The sequence below is a fragment of the Chitinophagales bacterium genome (genome assembly GCA_013816805.1).
Taxonomy (GTDB): Bacteria; Bacteroidota; Bacteroidia; order Chitinophagales; family UBA10324; genus MGR-bin340.
The window spans coordinates 1-17,822 of record JACDDS010000017.1; the positions used below are offsets into that span (position 1 = coordinate 1).

2 protein-coding genes are annotated in these 17,822 nt (G+C 45.9%); both read right to left on the bottom strand.

The features are described 5' to 3' along the window. The coding region (locus tag H0W62_13210) for an Ig-like domain-containing protein (GenBank protein ID MBA3649487.1) at positions 1 to 3,218 on the bottom strand (3,218 nt) is incomplete at its 3' end. Between the two features lie 17 nt (positions 3,219 to 3,235). Then, positions 3,236 to 17,464 (bottom strand): Ig-like domain-containing protein, encoded by a 14,229-nt coding sequence (locus H0W62_13215; protein MBA3649488.1) that lies wholly within the window; start codon positions 17,462 to 17,464, stop codon positions 3,236 to 3,238. Positions 17,465 to 17,822 lie beyond the last annotated feature (358 nt).

Genomic DNA, 17,822 nt, shown 5'->3' on the forward strand with positions numbered 1-17,822 from the left:
GTTACGCTGTAAGTTATAGTCGTGATACCTGCGCTAACGCCTGTTACGACACCTGTTGTGCTAACAGTAGCAGCACTTGTGTTGCTGCTGGTCCATGTTCCACCTGCATCTCCATTACTGGTTAAGGTAGTCGTTGTTCCCGGGCAAACAGAAGAAGCACCGCTGATCGTGCCTGCATTGGCACTCGGATTGACGGTTACTGATTTCGTTGCAGAAGCTGTTCCGCAGGTATTGGTTACACTATAGGTTATAGTAGCATTGCCTGCACTCACACCGGTTACCACGCCGTTTGCATCTACGGTAGCTGCTGCGGTATTATTACTGGACCATGTTCCGCCTGCATCACCATTACTGGTTAAGGTAGTCGTTGTTCCGGGACAAACTGAAGAAGCACCGCTGATAGTGCCTGCATTTGCATTTGGATTAACGGTTACTGATTTTGTTGCACTTGCCGATCCGCAACTGCTGTTTACCTGGTAGGTTATAGTAGCGCTTCCTGCTCCTACGCCGGTTACTACACCGTTAGCATCTACGGTAGCTGCTGCGGTATTGTCACTGGTCCAGGTTCCGCCGCCGTCTCCGTTACTGGTTAAGGTGATCGTTGTTCCCACGCATACCGAAGAAGCACCGCTGATAGTCCCTGCATTGGCACTTGGGTTCACCGTTACTGATTTCGTTGCAGAAGCCGTTCCGCAGGTATTGGTTACACTATAAGTTATAGTGGTTGTACCTGCACTAACTCCTGTCACCACGCCTGTTGCACTAACAGTAGCAGCACTTGTGTTGCTGCTGGTCCAGGTTCCGCCGGCATCACCGCTGCTGGTTAAGGCAGTCGTTGATCCGGTACAAACTGATCCGGCACCGCTAATGGTACCGGCGTTAGCATTTGGATTAACGGTTATTGATTTCGTTGCAGTAGCGGTTCCGCAGGTATTGGTTACACTATAGGTTATAGTAGCATTGCCTGCACTCACACCGGTTACTACACCGTTTGCATCTACAGTAGCTGCAGAAGTATTGTTACTGGTCCATGTTCCGCCTGCATCTCCGTTACTGGTTAAGGTAGTCGTTGTTCCGGGGCAAACTGAAGAAGCACCGCTGATCGCGCCTGCATTTGCATTCGGATTAACGGTTACTGATTTTGTTGCAGAAGCTGTTCCGCACGTATTGGTTACACTATAGGTTATTGTAGCAGTACCTGCACTTACACCGGTTACTGCGCCGTTTGCATCTACAGTAGCTGCAGAAGTATTGTTACTGGTCCATGTTCCGCCGGCATCTCCGTTACTGGTTAAGGTAGTAGTTGTTCCGGGGCAAACTGAAGAAGCACCGCTGATGGCACCTGCATTTGCATTTGGATTAACAGTGACGGACTTCGTTACAGAAGCTGTTCCGCAGGTATTGGTTACACTATAGGTTATCGTTGCGTTTCCTGCAGCTACTCCTGTTACTACACCGTTTGCATCTACAGTAGCTGCGGAGGTATTATTACTGGTCCATGTCCCGCCGCCGTCCCCGTTACTGGTTAAGGTAGTCGTTGTTCCCACACATACTGAAGAGGCACCACTGATCGTACCTGCATTGGCACTCGGGTTAACGGTTACTGATTTCGTTGCAGAAGCTGTTCCGCATGTATTGGTAACGCTATAGGTTATAGTAGCATTTCCTGCAGATACTCCTGTTACTACGCCGTTTGCATCTACGGTAGCTGCTGCGGTATTATTACTGGACCATGTTCCGCCTGCATCTCCATTACTGGTTAAGGCAGTCGTTGTTCCCGGGCAAACAGAAGAAGCACCGCTGATGGTGCCTGCATTGGCATTGGGATTCACACTCACCGATTTGGTAGCACTTGCCGTTCCGCAGCTGCTGCTTACCTGATAGGTAATAGTAGCGCTTCCTGGACCTACGCCGGTCACTACTCCGTTAGCATTTACGGTAGCAGCTGCGGTATTATTACTGGACCATGTTCCACCGCCGTCTCCGTTACTGGTTAAGGTAATCGTTGTTCCCACGCACACCGAGGAGGCACCACTGAGCGTACCTGCATTAGCGCTTGGGTTTACGGTTACAGAGGTGGTTGCTGTAGCTGTTCCACACGAATTGGTTACACTGTAAGTTATAGTCGTAGTACCTGCAGCCAGACCTGTTACTACGCCATTTGCGTCTACAGTAGCTGCCGAAGTATTGCTGCTGGTCCAGGTTCCGCCTGCATCTCCGCTGCTGATTAAGGTAGCTGTTGACCCGGCACAAACTGATCCGGCACCACTGATGGTGCCTGCGTTTGCACTTGGGTTAACGGTTATAGTGGCAGGTGATGACGTTACACTTAGAGCAGGTGAACACTGGGATGCCTGAAGGGTATAGGTAGTACCATTTAAAGAACTGCTGGGATTGGTGATGGTTAAGCTGGGAGTATTGGTACCACTATAAGCGCCTCCATCTGAAATGGGAACGCCATTCGCAAGCCACTGATATGATACGATACTTGAAGTACCATTTCCAGCCACCGTTGCTGTAAATACTGCAGTACCGTTTGAACAAGCCGTCTGTGAGGCGGGCTGACCGGTAATTTTGGGCTTCATATTATTGACCGAAGCATAGAGTGAAGTTGCAGCAAAATTTGTATAGGTTCCATTATTCGAGATAATGGTATTAAGACTACCAGTGCTACAATCAGTAGAATTCCATTTACTGACTGCCATTTTTAAAGTTAATCCTGATGGTGCCGCATCAGCAGGGCGAACCATTGAAATATTGTGCGGAGCACAATTAAAAGGTAAAGAACTACTCAATTTTATCGTTGCAACCTTTACAGGCGCAGTACTAATTAGAGTGCCTGTTACACAGCTTACGCCGGTATTAGCGCCTATTTGAAAGGCATTACCTGAACTGCTCCATGTTATAGAACCAGGACTGTAATTGTTCATACTACCTCCATTAACAACCGAGGGAGTAATGGTGGCACCAGCAGGAATAAATGCTGAATTAAAGTTAAAAGCATACTGCATCGTTCGCAAATTGAAATCCGTGCTGGCAGATATCATATACACATCCCACTGAAGAGTGGTAGGACTCGTTAGTTGGTCATTTGCAATGTAGCAATTGAATGATTGCGCATTGCTCAATTTGCCCACACCGGACATCAAAATGATAAAAATTAAAACTTTAAAGCTGGAGAAGTAAGCTTTCATTGTATTTAGATTTTGAATTTTCATTAATCGCTTTTTAATTCTTATGGGTGAATTGAAGAAATAACCAAGTATGTATTATTTTCCATGATAGAATAGTCAGATGATTCAACAACTCCATCACCGGTAATGTCCTGGATAATATATCCGGTAAGGACCAGGTAAACAGCATTTTCCATTTCGCTATAATCAGAACTTTCTACTACATTATCCTGGAATCCAAGTCCTAAGCCAGCATCAGCAATATCCCCGCTATAGAACGCCCATATTCCAGGCTCCATTTCTACCATATTTCCTCCGTATGCTTTATTGCTGTTTGTTGTGAAGTCATAGCCTAAGCTAATATCAACGGGTTGTGCACTCCATGTTTCAATAGTATTACGGTGTGTTACTTTCAAGTAATAGTTACCCGTAACGCTGCCTGCGAAACTGACAGATAGTTGTCCATTGGTTTGCAGAATTCCTTTAGCACAATCTACTTGAGAAAGTGTGTTAGGATCTATGAGGCAGACTGTAACACTGTCGGCATCATTAACATTAGCAGATAATCCAGTTACAAACAAACATCCACCGGCTCCAAAATTATCCATAGGAGTAGGTGATCCTATATTCTGATAATAACCCTGGATGAACATTTTAATATTCACTGTAGAGCTGCACACATTTACGGCAATGGTTTTAGTCGCATTCGCTGTTCCGCAGGTATTGGTTACTGTGTAAGTGATCGTTGCATTTCCTGTGCTTACGCCCATTACCAGCCCATTTCCATCCACTGTAGCTACCGCCGTATTATCACTGCTCCAGGATCCCCCTGCATCTCCATTGCTGGAAAGTGTAATAGTAGAACCTGTGCATACCGATGAAGCACCGCTGATGGTACCTGCATTAGCATTTGGATTTACTGTTATTGATTTCGTGGCTGTAGCCGTTCCGCAATTATTGGTTACCGTATAAGTAATCGTGGCACTTCCGGCATTTACGCCTGTTACCACACCAGAACTGTTCACCGTGGCCGCAGCTGTATTGTCACTGCTCCAGGTACCACCTGCATCTCCACTACTGGAGAGCGTAGTAGTAACACCAGCGCATACCGAAGAAGCACCGCTGATAGTACCTGCATTAGCATTTGGATTTACTGTTATTGATTTCGTAGCTGTAGCCGTTCCGCAGGTATTGGTTACTGTATAAGTAATCGTGGCACTTCCCGCACTAACCCCTGTTACTACACCACTCGCATTTACGGTAGCAACGGCTGAATTATCACTCGACCAGGTTCCACCTGCATCACCATTGCTGGAGAGCGTAGTAGTGGCACCAGCACATAGTGATGATGCGCCGGTAATAGTACCTGCATTGGCAAGCGGATTTACAGTTATAGATTTTGTTGCTGTAGCTGTTCCGCAGGTATTGGTAACGCTATAAGTTATAGTAGCACTTCCCGCACTCACACCTGTTACCATGCCGCTTGTACTTACAGTAGCAACGGCTGTATTGTCACTGCTCCAGGTACCACCTGCATCTCCATTGCTGGAAAGTGTAGTTGTTAATCCAACACATACTGAAGAGGCGCCGCTGATAGTGCCTGCATTGGCGTTCGGGTTAACAGTGACTGATTTTGTTGCTGTAGCCGTTCCACAGGTATTCGTCACGCTATAGGTGATGGTAGCAGTTCCTGTACTTACTCCCGTTACTACACCACTCGCATTCACGGTTGCAACGGCTGTATTATCGCTGGTCCATGTTCCACCGGCATCACCATTACTTGTTAAAGTGGTTGTTGTTCCGATACATACTGATCCGGTACCACTGATCGTCCCGGCATTAGCATTTGGATTCACTGTTATTGATTTCGTTGCTGTAGCCGTTCCGCAGGTATTGGTAACGCTATAGGTTATAGTAGCACTTCCCGCACTTACGCCTGTTACCACACCAGATGTGCTTACCGTGGCCACGGCTGTATTGTCGCTAGTCCAGGTTCCACCTGCATCCCCATTGCTGGAAAGCGTGGTAGTTGCACCGGAACATACCGATCCTGATCCGCTGATCGTCCCTGCATTAGCGTTCGGGTTAACTGTTATTGATTTCGTAGCTGTAGCTGTTCCGCAGGTATTAGTTATGCTATATGTGATGGTAGCAGTTCCTGTACTTACTCCCGTTACTACACCACTCGCATTCACAGTTGCAACGGCTGTATTACCGCTTGTCCATGTTCCACCGGCATCACCATTACTTGTTAAAGTGGTTGTTGTTCCGATACATACTGATCCGGTACCACTGATCGTCCCGGCATTAGCATTCGGATTGACCGTCACTAATTTTGTTGTGCTGGCTGTTCCGCAGGTATTGGTTACCTGGTAGGTGATGGTTGCAGTTCCTGCACTCACACCTGTTACTACACCCGATGTACTTACCGTAGCAACGGCTGTATTATCACTGCTCCAGGATCCACCTGCATCACCATTGCTGGTAAGTGTAGTTGTTAATCCAACACATACTGAAGAAGCACCACTGATAGTACCTGCATTGGCATTTGGGTTAACTGTTATTGATTTCGTGGCTGTAGCCGTGCCGCAGGTATTGGTTACCGTATAAGTAATCGTTGCACTTCCTGCACTTACGCCTGTTACCACACCAGATGTGCTTACCGTAGCAACGGCTGTATTATCACTCGACCAGGTTCCACCTGCATCACCATTGCTGGTAAGTGTGGTTGTTAATCCAACACATACCGATGATGCACCGCTGATAGTACCTGCATTAGCATTCGGATTTACAGTTATTGATTTTGTTGCCGTAGCCGTTCCACAAGTATTGGTTACTGTGTAAGAGATGGTAGCAGTTCCAGTGCTCACACCGGTTACCACACCGGAAGAACTTACCGTAGCTACAGCTGTGTTATCGCTGCTCCACGGTCCGCCTGCGTCTCCATTACTGGAAAGGGTAGTAGTAGCACCTGCGCATACAGATGATGCACCACTGATAATACCTGCATTAGCATTTGGGTTAACTGTTATAGATTTCGTTGCTGTAGCCGTTCCGCATGTATTGGTTACCGTGTAAGAAATCGTAGCACTTCCGGCACTTACACCGGTTACAACACCAGAACTGTTCACCGTGGCAACAGATGTGTTGTTGCTGGTCCAGCTTCCACCTGCATCACCATTGCTGGTAAGTGTAGTTGTTAATCCAACACATACCGAAGAAGCACCGCTGATAATACCTGCATTGGCATTTGGATTTACAGTTATTGATTTTGTTGCTGTAGCTGTTCCGCAGGTATTGGTAACGCTATAGGTTATAGTGGCAGTTCCTGCACTAACACCGGTTACCACACCAGATGTACCTACGGTAGCAACGGCTGTATTACCACTGCTCCAGGCTCCGCCTGCATCTCCATTACTGGAAAGTGTGGTAGTTAATCCTGCACAAACTGATGATGCGCCGCTTATAGTACCCGCATTGGCATTCGGATTCACTGTTATTGATTTCGTGGCTGTAGCCGTTCCGCAGGTATTGGTAACGCTATAGGTTATAGTAGCGCTTCCTGCACTTACGCCGGTTACCACACCGGTTGAGCTTACTGTGGCCGCAGCTGTATTATCACTCGACCAGCTTCCACCTGCATCACCATTGCTGGTAAGTGTAGTTGTTAATCCAACACATACTGAAGAAGCACCGCTGATAGTACCTGCATTGGCATTTGGGTTAACTGTTACCGATACCGTTGCCGTGCTGGTACAGGTTGTTGCAGGGTTCTTCGCAGTAACTGTGTATGTAGTAGTGCCATTCGGTGTTACGGTGACACTGGCTCCGCTCAAATTTCCTGGATTCCAGGTAAATGTCAGGGAAGAAGTCTGATCACTGTTATATCCGAAGGTTGTTAAAGGACGGTTTGAGCCGGTGGTGCCCGTTGTTAACGAACAGGCGCCGGCAAATCCTGCCTTCTGGTCTACTGATACAAAGGCAGTAGTATTCGATGAAACAGTGGAGGAACCACTTGCTGAAACCACATCATAACAAAGGTTGACTACAATATTTGATGTTCCATCCCAGGTAAACGGAGTGTTAAAGGTATGCAGGTTGGTTCCTACAACAGCATTATAAGAAGCCGCCGTATAAACGGTGGTAAAGGTTCCGGTCAGGAAAGTGGTAGATGAAAATGAGGTTGCAGTAACCGGGGCGATGCTGATGGTGTAGTTCGTCATGGTACCGCTTCCTGCTGAAGTAACATTCCAGGAAATACTGGTTATGCTGCCTGCTGTAACCCCGGCAGCGCTCAATTCAGCAGCAGTAAATAAGTATTGCGTCCGGGTTGAAGGTGTAAGGCCTGAACGATATGGGCTGTTGGTAAGTTCTGTGCTGGTAGATGTTCCGATAGTTGCAGAACCTGCTGATCCGGAATTCGCCGATAGTACTGCAGAGCCACCAGGGCAAATGGCACCCGGAGTAGCAGTAGCTGAAGAAATTACCGGAAGCGGATTTACCACTACTGTGGCTGTGGCTGTGGCTGAGCAACCGCCATAAGTTCCGTTTGTATTATCCGTAGCAGTTACTGTGTATGTAGTAGTGCCTGTTGGCGTTACAGAAGTATTATTAGGCAGATTTCCAGGGTTCCACACGAATGTATAAGACGGATTTGAAGTACTGCTTGCACTGAGGACGGTGCTTTGCCCGGCGCATATCGTGGAAGGAGTAGCCGTTGCGCTGGTGATCGCAGGCGGAGTAGTAACAGTAGCTACAACAGCGGTCCGTGCTGATTCACATCCTGACGATAGTGACCAGTTGTAAAAATTATAGTAGTAACCTGTGGTTGCATTAGAATTTCCTGTAATGGTTACCCCATTTACCGGGCCATAAGTAGCTGTGGCGCCGGAAGAATTCCGGAGCAATGTGGCCGTGGAACCGCTTGCATAATTGAGCCTGTAGCTGGTACCCGGCGTTAAAGCAAATCCTAAAGGAATGGTGATCGGGGTCCCGACCGTGGTGGATGTAGAGTTAGCCTGAGCAGCAGTAATGGTTACTGTTGCGCTCGTCTGTAACACCGTGCCCGAGGAATTCAGCACGGTAACGATCACATTGCCAGCTGCTGTGGCGTAGACGTCCACGGAGTTGAGCGTTACATTGGAGGTGACATCAAATATTTCGTAGGACCCTGTAAAGCTGGTGCTAAAAGCTCCGATCGAAGGACTCACCGGACCTAAGGTACCGCTTGTACCGCCCACAGAAGCGCTTGCATAAAATGTAGTGGTAGTGCTTATTGACGGAGTGGTGAATGAATTACCGCTTGCCAAAGGAGTTCCGCCGGTTGCAGCAGTATACCAGTTCACCGTAGAACCTGAAGTTGACGTTGCCTGTAAATTCACTGTTCCGGTTCCACAACGGGCAGCAGGAGTCGTTCCTGTTATCATCGGATCGTTTACGGTTACCGCAACTTCATTTGATAAGGCTGTTGCACAGGAGCCGCACTTGGTGCAGGTTACCTGCAGCACATAATAGTAGGTTCCGCCTGTTAAATTGTTAGGAGTAGTATAGCTGGAAGTGGTTGCTCCTGATCCGCCGGTTACAGCCACATAGCCGCTTCCTGAAGCGGAAGAAACAAGCCACTGATAGGTAAACCCTGATAAAGCTGGTATGCCGGTAGCAGTAAGTGTGGTAGCGGTGTTTGAGGCACACACAGCAACTGTATTTGGAGTAATTGTTCCTCCGGTGGCGCTGCCGCAATCCGGAGCCGCCGTAATATTGATGTAATAATCTTCTGTTTCGCCGTAAGTATAGGTTCCACATGGACTAATACCGGAAGCTGACGAAGTTTCAACACTCACTACCCGCATTTGTGTAGTGCCGGTCGTAGCAGTCACAGGGACTGTTATGGTTCCGGATTCCGTATGATTTCCTAAAACGAAAGGAGATGTATATACCAGTTCATTGGCATCACTGAAAGAGCCGTTTTGGTTATAATCAATGTAAATTTTAAAGCCATTAGTATACGTATAAGAATTGTTGCAAGTCCCGATCTGAACCGAGAATGCAGTAGCACTTCCCTGCTGTACCAAAGGCGCAGTTACACCGGTATAGTTTGAATATTTATTGAGTAAGGAACCTGCGCCACCTGTAGTGCTGCAGGTAGAAGTATTATTCAATGTTCCGAGTGTGACATTAAAGATATCCTCATCAACAGTGCTCGTAGCATTTGATGTACAGTAGCAGTTCAGGAAATTGTTCATCAGGATTTGCTTCTTCTGAGATTGGGTAGTATCCCCTGTATTGGTACAGGTTATTACTGCCTGGTACCAGGTAGGAGCTGTTTGAGATGCAGCATATGTGAGGTTGGTTGCACCGCTGATATCAGTGAAATTAATACCATCCGAAGAAGACTGCCACTGGAAGGCAGTGCCGCTCTGTGCATAGGTAGTTCCAAGAGATAAAGTAAAGGGTGTATTGCTGCAGGCAGATGTTACCGAAGAAAGGGTAGTGGAAGCAGCTGGCTTGCCAGTACAGAAAGGAGCAGCAGTAATGTTTATATAATAATCTTCCGTTTCTCCCCAGCTATAGGTGCCGCATGAACTGATAGCAGAAGGAGTACTGGTTTCCATGGAAATTACACGCATTTGAGTAATTCCAAGCAAAGCAGAAACCGGTATGGTGATATTGCCGGATTCTGTATGAGGGCCTGAGATGCCTGCTGCAGAGAGATAGACCTGCTCGCCGGCATCTGAGAATAATCCATTCTGATTGTAGTCGATATATATGGCTACTGCATTAGTAAAGGTGCCACCACAGGTTCCTACCTGAACTGAGAACGGAATAGATGCAGCTTGCTCTACATCCGGTGGAGTTAGGCCGGTAAAGTTTGAATATTTGTTCAATATAGATCCTGATCCGCCGGTTGTAGCACAGGTGCTGGTATTGCTTAACGTCCCAAAGGTGACTTTAAGAATTTCCTCATCTGCAGTACTGGTTGCATTTGAAGTACAATAACAGGAAGTGAACGGATTCATCTGTACTGTAGCCTGGTTAGATGTGGTGGATTGACCGCTGGCGGTGCAGGTAACTACTAACTGGTATATGGTAGTAACTGATTGGGTAGTGGTATAAGTAGTATTGGTTGCACCGCTGATGTTGGTAAACGTAGATCCGTCAGTAGATTTTTGCCACTGATAAGTTAAACCCGTTACAGGGTATGTGTAATCAATTGATAAGGTAAAGCTGGTAGTGCTGCATACGGAGCTTGGAGATGCCTGGGCATTTGCCTGGAACGGCGAGCCCGTACATGGAGCAAACAGGATCAGGTTATCGATGCCAATATCGGAAGCTCCGTTATCCGAAGTGGCCTCGAAGCGGATAACGCTCGTTGCCGAAGTGGCTGTAATTGCGACGGATTCATTGGTCCATGCAGATGCAGTGGTCAGGCTGAGGGTTGCAGCCCCAAACGTAACACCACCATCGGTTGACAGGTACACTTTAAGGTTATCGCTACCGGAAGTATTGATGTAATCGAAGGTTAATGTCTTCGTGCCTGCAGCAGAAAGGTCAATGTAAAGGTCAAGATCACCGGTAGTACCGGCTACTGCATTTTTAGAGTGGAACCTTGCCGAATGGGCTCCGTGGCTGAATGCAGGTGTATACGCACCACTGGTGTTTGTCCAGCCGGCGCTGCTGCCATCATCATCTCTTCTCCAGGAGTTATTGCCGCTGGATGGAATATTATTCCAGTTGTTATTAGGAACGTCATCTGTGGCACATACGCTCAGCCATGGTGATTCTTCAAAATCTTCCACGTAAGGAGCCACGGCATAAGCCGGCGTGTTCATATTCACCGGGATCGGTGATGAATAGATCAATGAATCGCCCGGCGTTAAGGTGCAGGCAACTACTGCACGGTAATAGGTGGTAGTGGTTTGGGTAGCATTGTAGGTGGCATTGGTAGCGCCAGTGATGGTGGTATAAGTAGCACCGCCATCAGTAGATTTTTGCCATTGGAAGGTGATTCCTGACAAGGTATAAGAAGTGCTCAGGGAAAGAACGAAAGGCGAGTTCGCACAAACCGGGTTGGCAGAAGAAAGCGTATTGGAGGTGGAAGGCTTGGAATTACAAGCCGGGGTAGTAGATATCGTAATCAGGTAATCTTCTGTTTCTCCAAGGGTAAAGGCAGAGCAGGCATTCACATCGGCAATGGCGGTGCTGCTTGAGCGAACGCGCATACCGGTAATGCCGGTAAGTGCAGTTGCAGGGATGGTGATGCTAACAGTGGAGGGTGTGCCTCCTGAGTTGGTAGTTACGGAGGTATATTCAGAAGCATCGAAGACGCCATTTTGATTATAGTCTATCCAGAAGCCAACCTGGCTTCCTGATCCTGATGTAACGGAGAACGTATAGTTAAATCCACGTGCAAGGATCGCTGTAGTGTTTCCTGCTGCAGGGAAAGAAGTGTAGGCATTCGTTCCCGAAGTGGTACAGGTAGAATTCGAATTTAAGGTAGTACCCTGTACTGCTACATTCGAAATATCATTGGCAGTGCACGAGCCGCCGAGGCCGGCCGTGCAGTAGCAGACGTAGAAGGGATTCATGAACACCGTGCCGGACGCAACTACCACATTTCCGCAGACATCCGTAATGTTATCGGTATAGGTAGTCTGTGAAGTAGGCGATACGGTGATGGATGCAGTGGTGGCACCGGTAGACCATTGGTGGGTGAAAGGCGCTCCCGCTCCGGAAGTAGTAGCTGTAAGGGTAGTAGAAGTACCGGAACAAATGGTGGGTGAATTAACAGAAGCAGTGAATATAGGCCCAATAGTAACTGAAACTGTTCCGGTATTTGAACAATTTGTGGAAGTGTTATTTGCTGTTACGGTATAGGTTGTATTAGCTGTTGGATTAACCGTTACGGTGCTGCCGGTTAAATTGCCAGGATTCCAGGTATAGGTAGTTGATCCTGAACTGGAAGTTCCGAGTTGTCCTGTGAAGGAGGTCAGTGGCCTGTTTGCATAGGTAGTTGCTCCTGTAGTAGCAGTGCACGCGCCTGTTGTACCAAGCAAATTGGTATTTGCTATAAAGGAAGGTGTGGTGGCTGCTAAAGTTGAAGTGCTGCCGGTTGAAGTTACAGTATAGCAAATATCTATGAGGATATTTGAAGTGCCGTCCCAATTGAATGGCGTTGTAAAGGTGTGAACATTATTGCCGCTTACTGGTGTGTAAGTTGCCGCTGTGTAAACTGTGGTGAAGGTTGCTGTTTGGAAGGTGGTGGTAAGCACTGTTGCAGCACTGTTTGCTAATTTAATAGTATAGTTAGAAGCGGAACCATTGCCAAGGCTGGTTACATTAAAAGTAATGGCGGTAAGATTTCCGGCAACAAATCCTGCACTGGTCAGTTCAGAAGCTTTAAACAGCATTTCATGCCTGAAATCTCCTGTTCCGTAACCATAGCGATAAACACCTCCGCCGAATTCGGTAGTTGTTTGAGTGCCAATAGCAGCCGTCCCCGATACAGAGCTTGATGCGGTTAAAGTAACAGGGCCACCCGAACAAGTAGTAGAAGGAGAGGCAGAAGCTGTTACCGGAGGTATTGAATTAACAATAACAGTTACACTATTGGTAGTAGTACATAAACCATCTGTTGCAGTTACTGTATAAACATATGTACCTAACACAGATGGAGTCACCGTTATATTTTGTCCTGAAGTGCCGCCTGCAGGAATTCCGCTTCCAGCCTGGGGATTAGCCGTCCAGGTAAAACTGTATGTATTAGTAGTTCCAGTCTGTACTGCAGTAAGCGCTAAACCACTGTTTAAGCAACCCGATGCAGAACCTGCTGTACCATTTGCCTTGGCTGTTACAGCATCCGGTTGAGTAACGGTTACTGTTACTGGGATGCGGGAACTTTCGCAACCGGTTGCAGAATTCAATACTGAAACGTAGAAAGTAGTAGTAGAGCTTATTGATGTGGTATAAGTATTTGAAGTACCGGATTGCAAGGCTATCAAAGTGCTGTTATCTGCATACCATTTGAATATAGGAGATGCAAATCCATTGGGGTCTGAAACTGATGCAGTTGGCACACCGGTACCACATTGAGTGCTGTTTGTACCAGTGGGAGCAGTTGGAACAGGATTAACTGTAACACTTACAGTTGCAGTATTAGAACATGTGGTGGCCGGGTTATAAGCCGTTACGGTGTAAGTAGTGCTTAATAAAGGGTTAACAGTAACGGTGTTACCATTTAAACCGCCAGGATTCCAGGTCCAGGTTAATGATCCTGAGCCTGTTGTTTGTACCTGACCTCCAAAAGTTATAACTGGTAAAGCCGCACTTGACGTCGATGTGGTTCCTACAATTCCACAAATGTTTGCGTTATCCTGGTAATAGCCATATACCGCTGTATAACTTTTCGTGGTAGCTGTGACAGCATCATTGCTGCTGTATAATATACCTCCTGTGCCACTTGGATCATTAGCGAAACAAATATCTATAACAATGTTTGAAGTGCCATTCCAATTGTAAGGGGCACTAAATGTAAATGTATTGGCACCTAATACCGAAGAATAAGAAGCGGTGCTATATACGGATGTAAAAGTAGGTGAAAGTAATGCAGTTAATGTTGTAGCAGAAGTTGAGCCAATTTTGATTGCATAATTTGCATATGGCAGGGTACTGCTTTTTGTAGATATGGTATATTTTAAACTAGTAAGGTTACCTGCCACAAGTCCTGCTGATGTTAAATCACTAGCCAATATAAGGTACTGAGTATGCTGTGCTTCCCAGGCTTGGGCAAATGGTGAAAGTCCACTACCGCTTTGAGTAGTACCTCCTGCACCGACCACAGCGGTTCCTGCACCTATAGCTGGTGTGGTTGCTGTTAATGTTACGTTAGAACCCGCGCAGGATGTTGATGGTGTAGCCGTTGCGGAGCTAATCGTTGGAGGAGGTGTAACTGTCAATGATACAGTAGACGTTGTGGTACAAATACCATCAGAAGCGGTTACGGTATATGCATAAGTACCCCCGGTTGTAGGTGTAACTGTTATATTTTGACCAGTTGTTCCACCAGGTGGTATGCCACTTCCTACCTGGGGATTCGCAGTCCAGGTAAAACTGTAAATATTATTGGTCCCGGCTTGTTCAGCCGTTAATGATACACTGGTATTCGGGCATACTGTTGCCGGTGTTGTTGAGCCATTTGCTTTGGCTGTAACTGCATCCGGATTTGTTACTGTTACTGTTACTGACGTGCGGGCGCTTTCACAACCGGTAGCAGGATTTACCACCGACACAAAAAATGTAGTAGTAACACTGATGGAAGTAGTATATGTAGTTGAAATGCTTGATTGTAGTGCAGTTGTACTGGTATTAGTTGAATACCACTTAAAGGTCGGTGTGGTAAATCCATTAGGATCAGATACAGAAGCTGTTGGTACCGCTGCACCGCATTGTGCTGAATTAATACCGGTAGGGGCAGTTGGCAAAGGATTTACAGTAACGGTAACACCTGATGAAGTAATTGAACAGCCATTGGCATCAGTGCCTTTTACATAATAAGTATTGTCACTAGTAGGATTTATGGTTAAAGGATTACCTGAACCTAAGTTAAAATTTGTACCATCTAAACTCCAAGCATAGCTTAATGAGGTAACCGCCTTGTTACCGGTGAAGGTTATATTTGGCCGCAATGTCGTTGTCGAAATAGCGCTTTGACCACAACCTGCTGTTACATCACTATAAAAATAAGCAACAGAGGTAAAGGAGGTTGAAGTATAAGTCATTGTCGTACTGCTTGAACCGGAAGTGCCTGAACCAAAACAAATTTCAACGACAATATTTGAAGTGCCATCCCAATTAAAAGGAGTGGTAAAATTATGTGTATTGACTCCTATAACTGGAGTATAAGAAGATGGGCCATATACTGTTGAAAAAGTTGGTGTCAAAAAAGTTGCAGACGCAAATGAAGCTGCACTTGTTGAAGCTAACTTAATAGTATAAGATGGTAAGGTTGCAGGGCTTCCTATTGAATTTACTGTAACTTTTAAAGAAGTTAAATTACCTGATGAAAAACCTTGAGCAGCTAATTCTGAGGCCAATATAATATACTGCTGCCTTCCATTGCCATAATAACTGGGATATAGGGTTCCTGTTACACTTGAACTACCACTAATCGAAGTACCGGAACCTATAGTACCCGATCCTAAACCTGTAAAACTCCCAGTTAATGTAAGATTATTACCTGAGCAAACAGGATTAGGCGAAGCAGCTGCAGTTGCAGTTACGCCGGTTAAAGGTGCGTCCTGGTAGGAAGTGCCATTCGTAGTTTTGGAAGTTGTTGCATCGGTTGCGGTTACAGACCAGGTTACTGTTGAATTTCCCGAAGCTGGAATAGGAGCTGTCCAGGTTGAAGTTGTGCCTGCTGTTACAGTCCCACCCGTCATAGTAACGCTAATGGGTGCACCTCCATTTAAGCTATATTTCAATACCACTGATATTATATTAGAAGAACCCGCCGTTATAGTGGCTGAAACTGTCCTGCCTGTTGCAGTACACTGGTTACCTGTCGGACTTATAGAGACACTATTAATAGTTACCCCTGTAACAGCGGTGCCTGTAAATTCATCGGCGCCAATATCGGGTGTGGTGGCACCCCTGGTTTGTCCATCATAATCATCGGTAATACCTGCAACAGAAGTTCCACCCGATTCAAGTTGGGTTGCTGAACCGGCAATAAGATGCAGGTCAGTTGCAGATACAAATGGAGGATTAGTACTAACAGAAGCACCGTCTTTTCCTGTTGCAGTTTGCCAAGCTGCCAATGTAGTCTGGGTACCAGCATTGTAATACCCAACACTTCCACTTGGAGCATAATAGTCGTTGTTGTTTATAGTTCCACCGGAAATATTTGTTGTAGCACCTGTATAGAAACAATAGCCAGCAGTGCTTATATTGTTATTGACAAGAATGTTATTCTGAAATTGTGAAATTGTTGCAGAAGATGTTACTCCAATGCAAGCTGAAAAACTATTTGAAGTTGTTCCTGTACTGTTTGCTACGAGGAAAGCAATTGTATTAAAATTGATCTTTATTAAGGTAGCACCGGCTGAAATGTAGATGCCATAATTTTCGAATGGTGACAAAAGTGAAGTTGAATATTTACTTCCTACAATATCTCTGATAAAATTATTATAGATGCTGATATTATCATTTGTTGCAGAACCGGTAATACTAATTCCATATGCTCCATAACCCCCGGTATTTGGTTGCATAATATCATGAATGTTATTTTTCCGTACAGTAGCACCTGCATTTACTGTTCCTATTTCTATACCGGCAATGGTTACACTATAACCAGTGCCAGATGCGCTTACATCCCCTGCGCGCATATCATTTCCCTCAATCAGAGCGGAAGTTGCTCCGGCAGTAGCAGAAGTATAGGAAATAAGTATATCACGCGACCCAATATTATCCGTGGCAGTACTACTGCCCATGATGTTGTTCTGTATTTTCAAAGTGTTATTAGGATAAGTTGCAGACGCCCCGGTAGCGCTAATACCCTGATAGCATCTTCTTATATCGTTGTTAAGAATAGTAATATTATTATTGCTGTAAGCTCCAGCCGTTGTAATGCTAGTACTACTTGCGTTGTTTGAGAATACAATTCCGTAAGAAGATGTTGTGGCTGTAGCACTATTCCTTCCACCCAAAATCAGGCAGTTTTTGATGGTGTTATTGGTGGCGCCGTCCAAGCCGGTAGTGCTCTTAGATCCCAAAACAATTGCAGCAGTTCCAGTACTTGCATTTGTTGCCACGGCAATAGTTAGATTTCTTGTGCCGGTAGTTCCGGGGTCATCGCCATCAATGGTGACATTATCGGCGCCATGCAGTTCAATAATACCTCTGCTTGCTGTGGGTACTAATGCGGAATTAACTGTAACATTTCCCGAAGGCATGATGGAAATGCTTGTGTAGCTGGATGTACCTCCGCTTGTTAACAATGGGGTGGGTGTAGCCGGCTCCGTAGTATTTGCCGTTATTTTAATCGTAATCACACCCTGGTGGGTACCAGCATTGATTGCTGTAAATGCAGAATTTAAATTACTGTAGGCTGTTGGACCTATAGTTCCGGCAGTGGCGGTAACAGAAACTTGTGCATTCACCCCATTAAAAAACAAAAGCAGGACTATGGAGAGCAGTCCTGCAAAAAGCTGAAAGCGTTTCACCCGGTTGAACGATTGACAACGTACTGATTGATTGCCTTTGGTTCGGTTGGAAGCAGCAGTGTAAAAGTTTATCATTTTCTTAATTTAGCTTGGAATGGGTGATTTCTTTTTTTTAGTCCTGGTGACAGGGCTTAATGATTTATGATGCTATGGTGAATAAAGAATCTTTCTGCAGAGTTGCGAGGTAACAGTGGTAAACAGGCTCTCTTTATGGAACAAGTATAGCCGGAGCCTATGATGGGCCGGCTATTGAGAACATTAGAAGAAAAATCGGGAGTGTAAAAATTCATTATATAGGCAACCGGGTTTCTTTCATTTTGATGGACAAAACTTACTTCAAGCGCACTTATTTAATGGATGCTTTACTGATTTTGGTATTGAGGACCGCAGGTATATAGGAAGGGATGCGGATATTTCGGGCGTGAAACTACGT

Bases quoted from the DNA above. Each gene is read 5' to 3' on its own strand.
- H0W62_13215 (MBA3649488.1), bottom strand. From the start codon at position 17,464: ATGATAAACTTTTACACTGCTGCTTCCAACCGAACCAAAGGCAATCAA.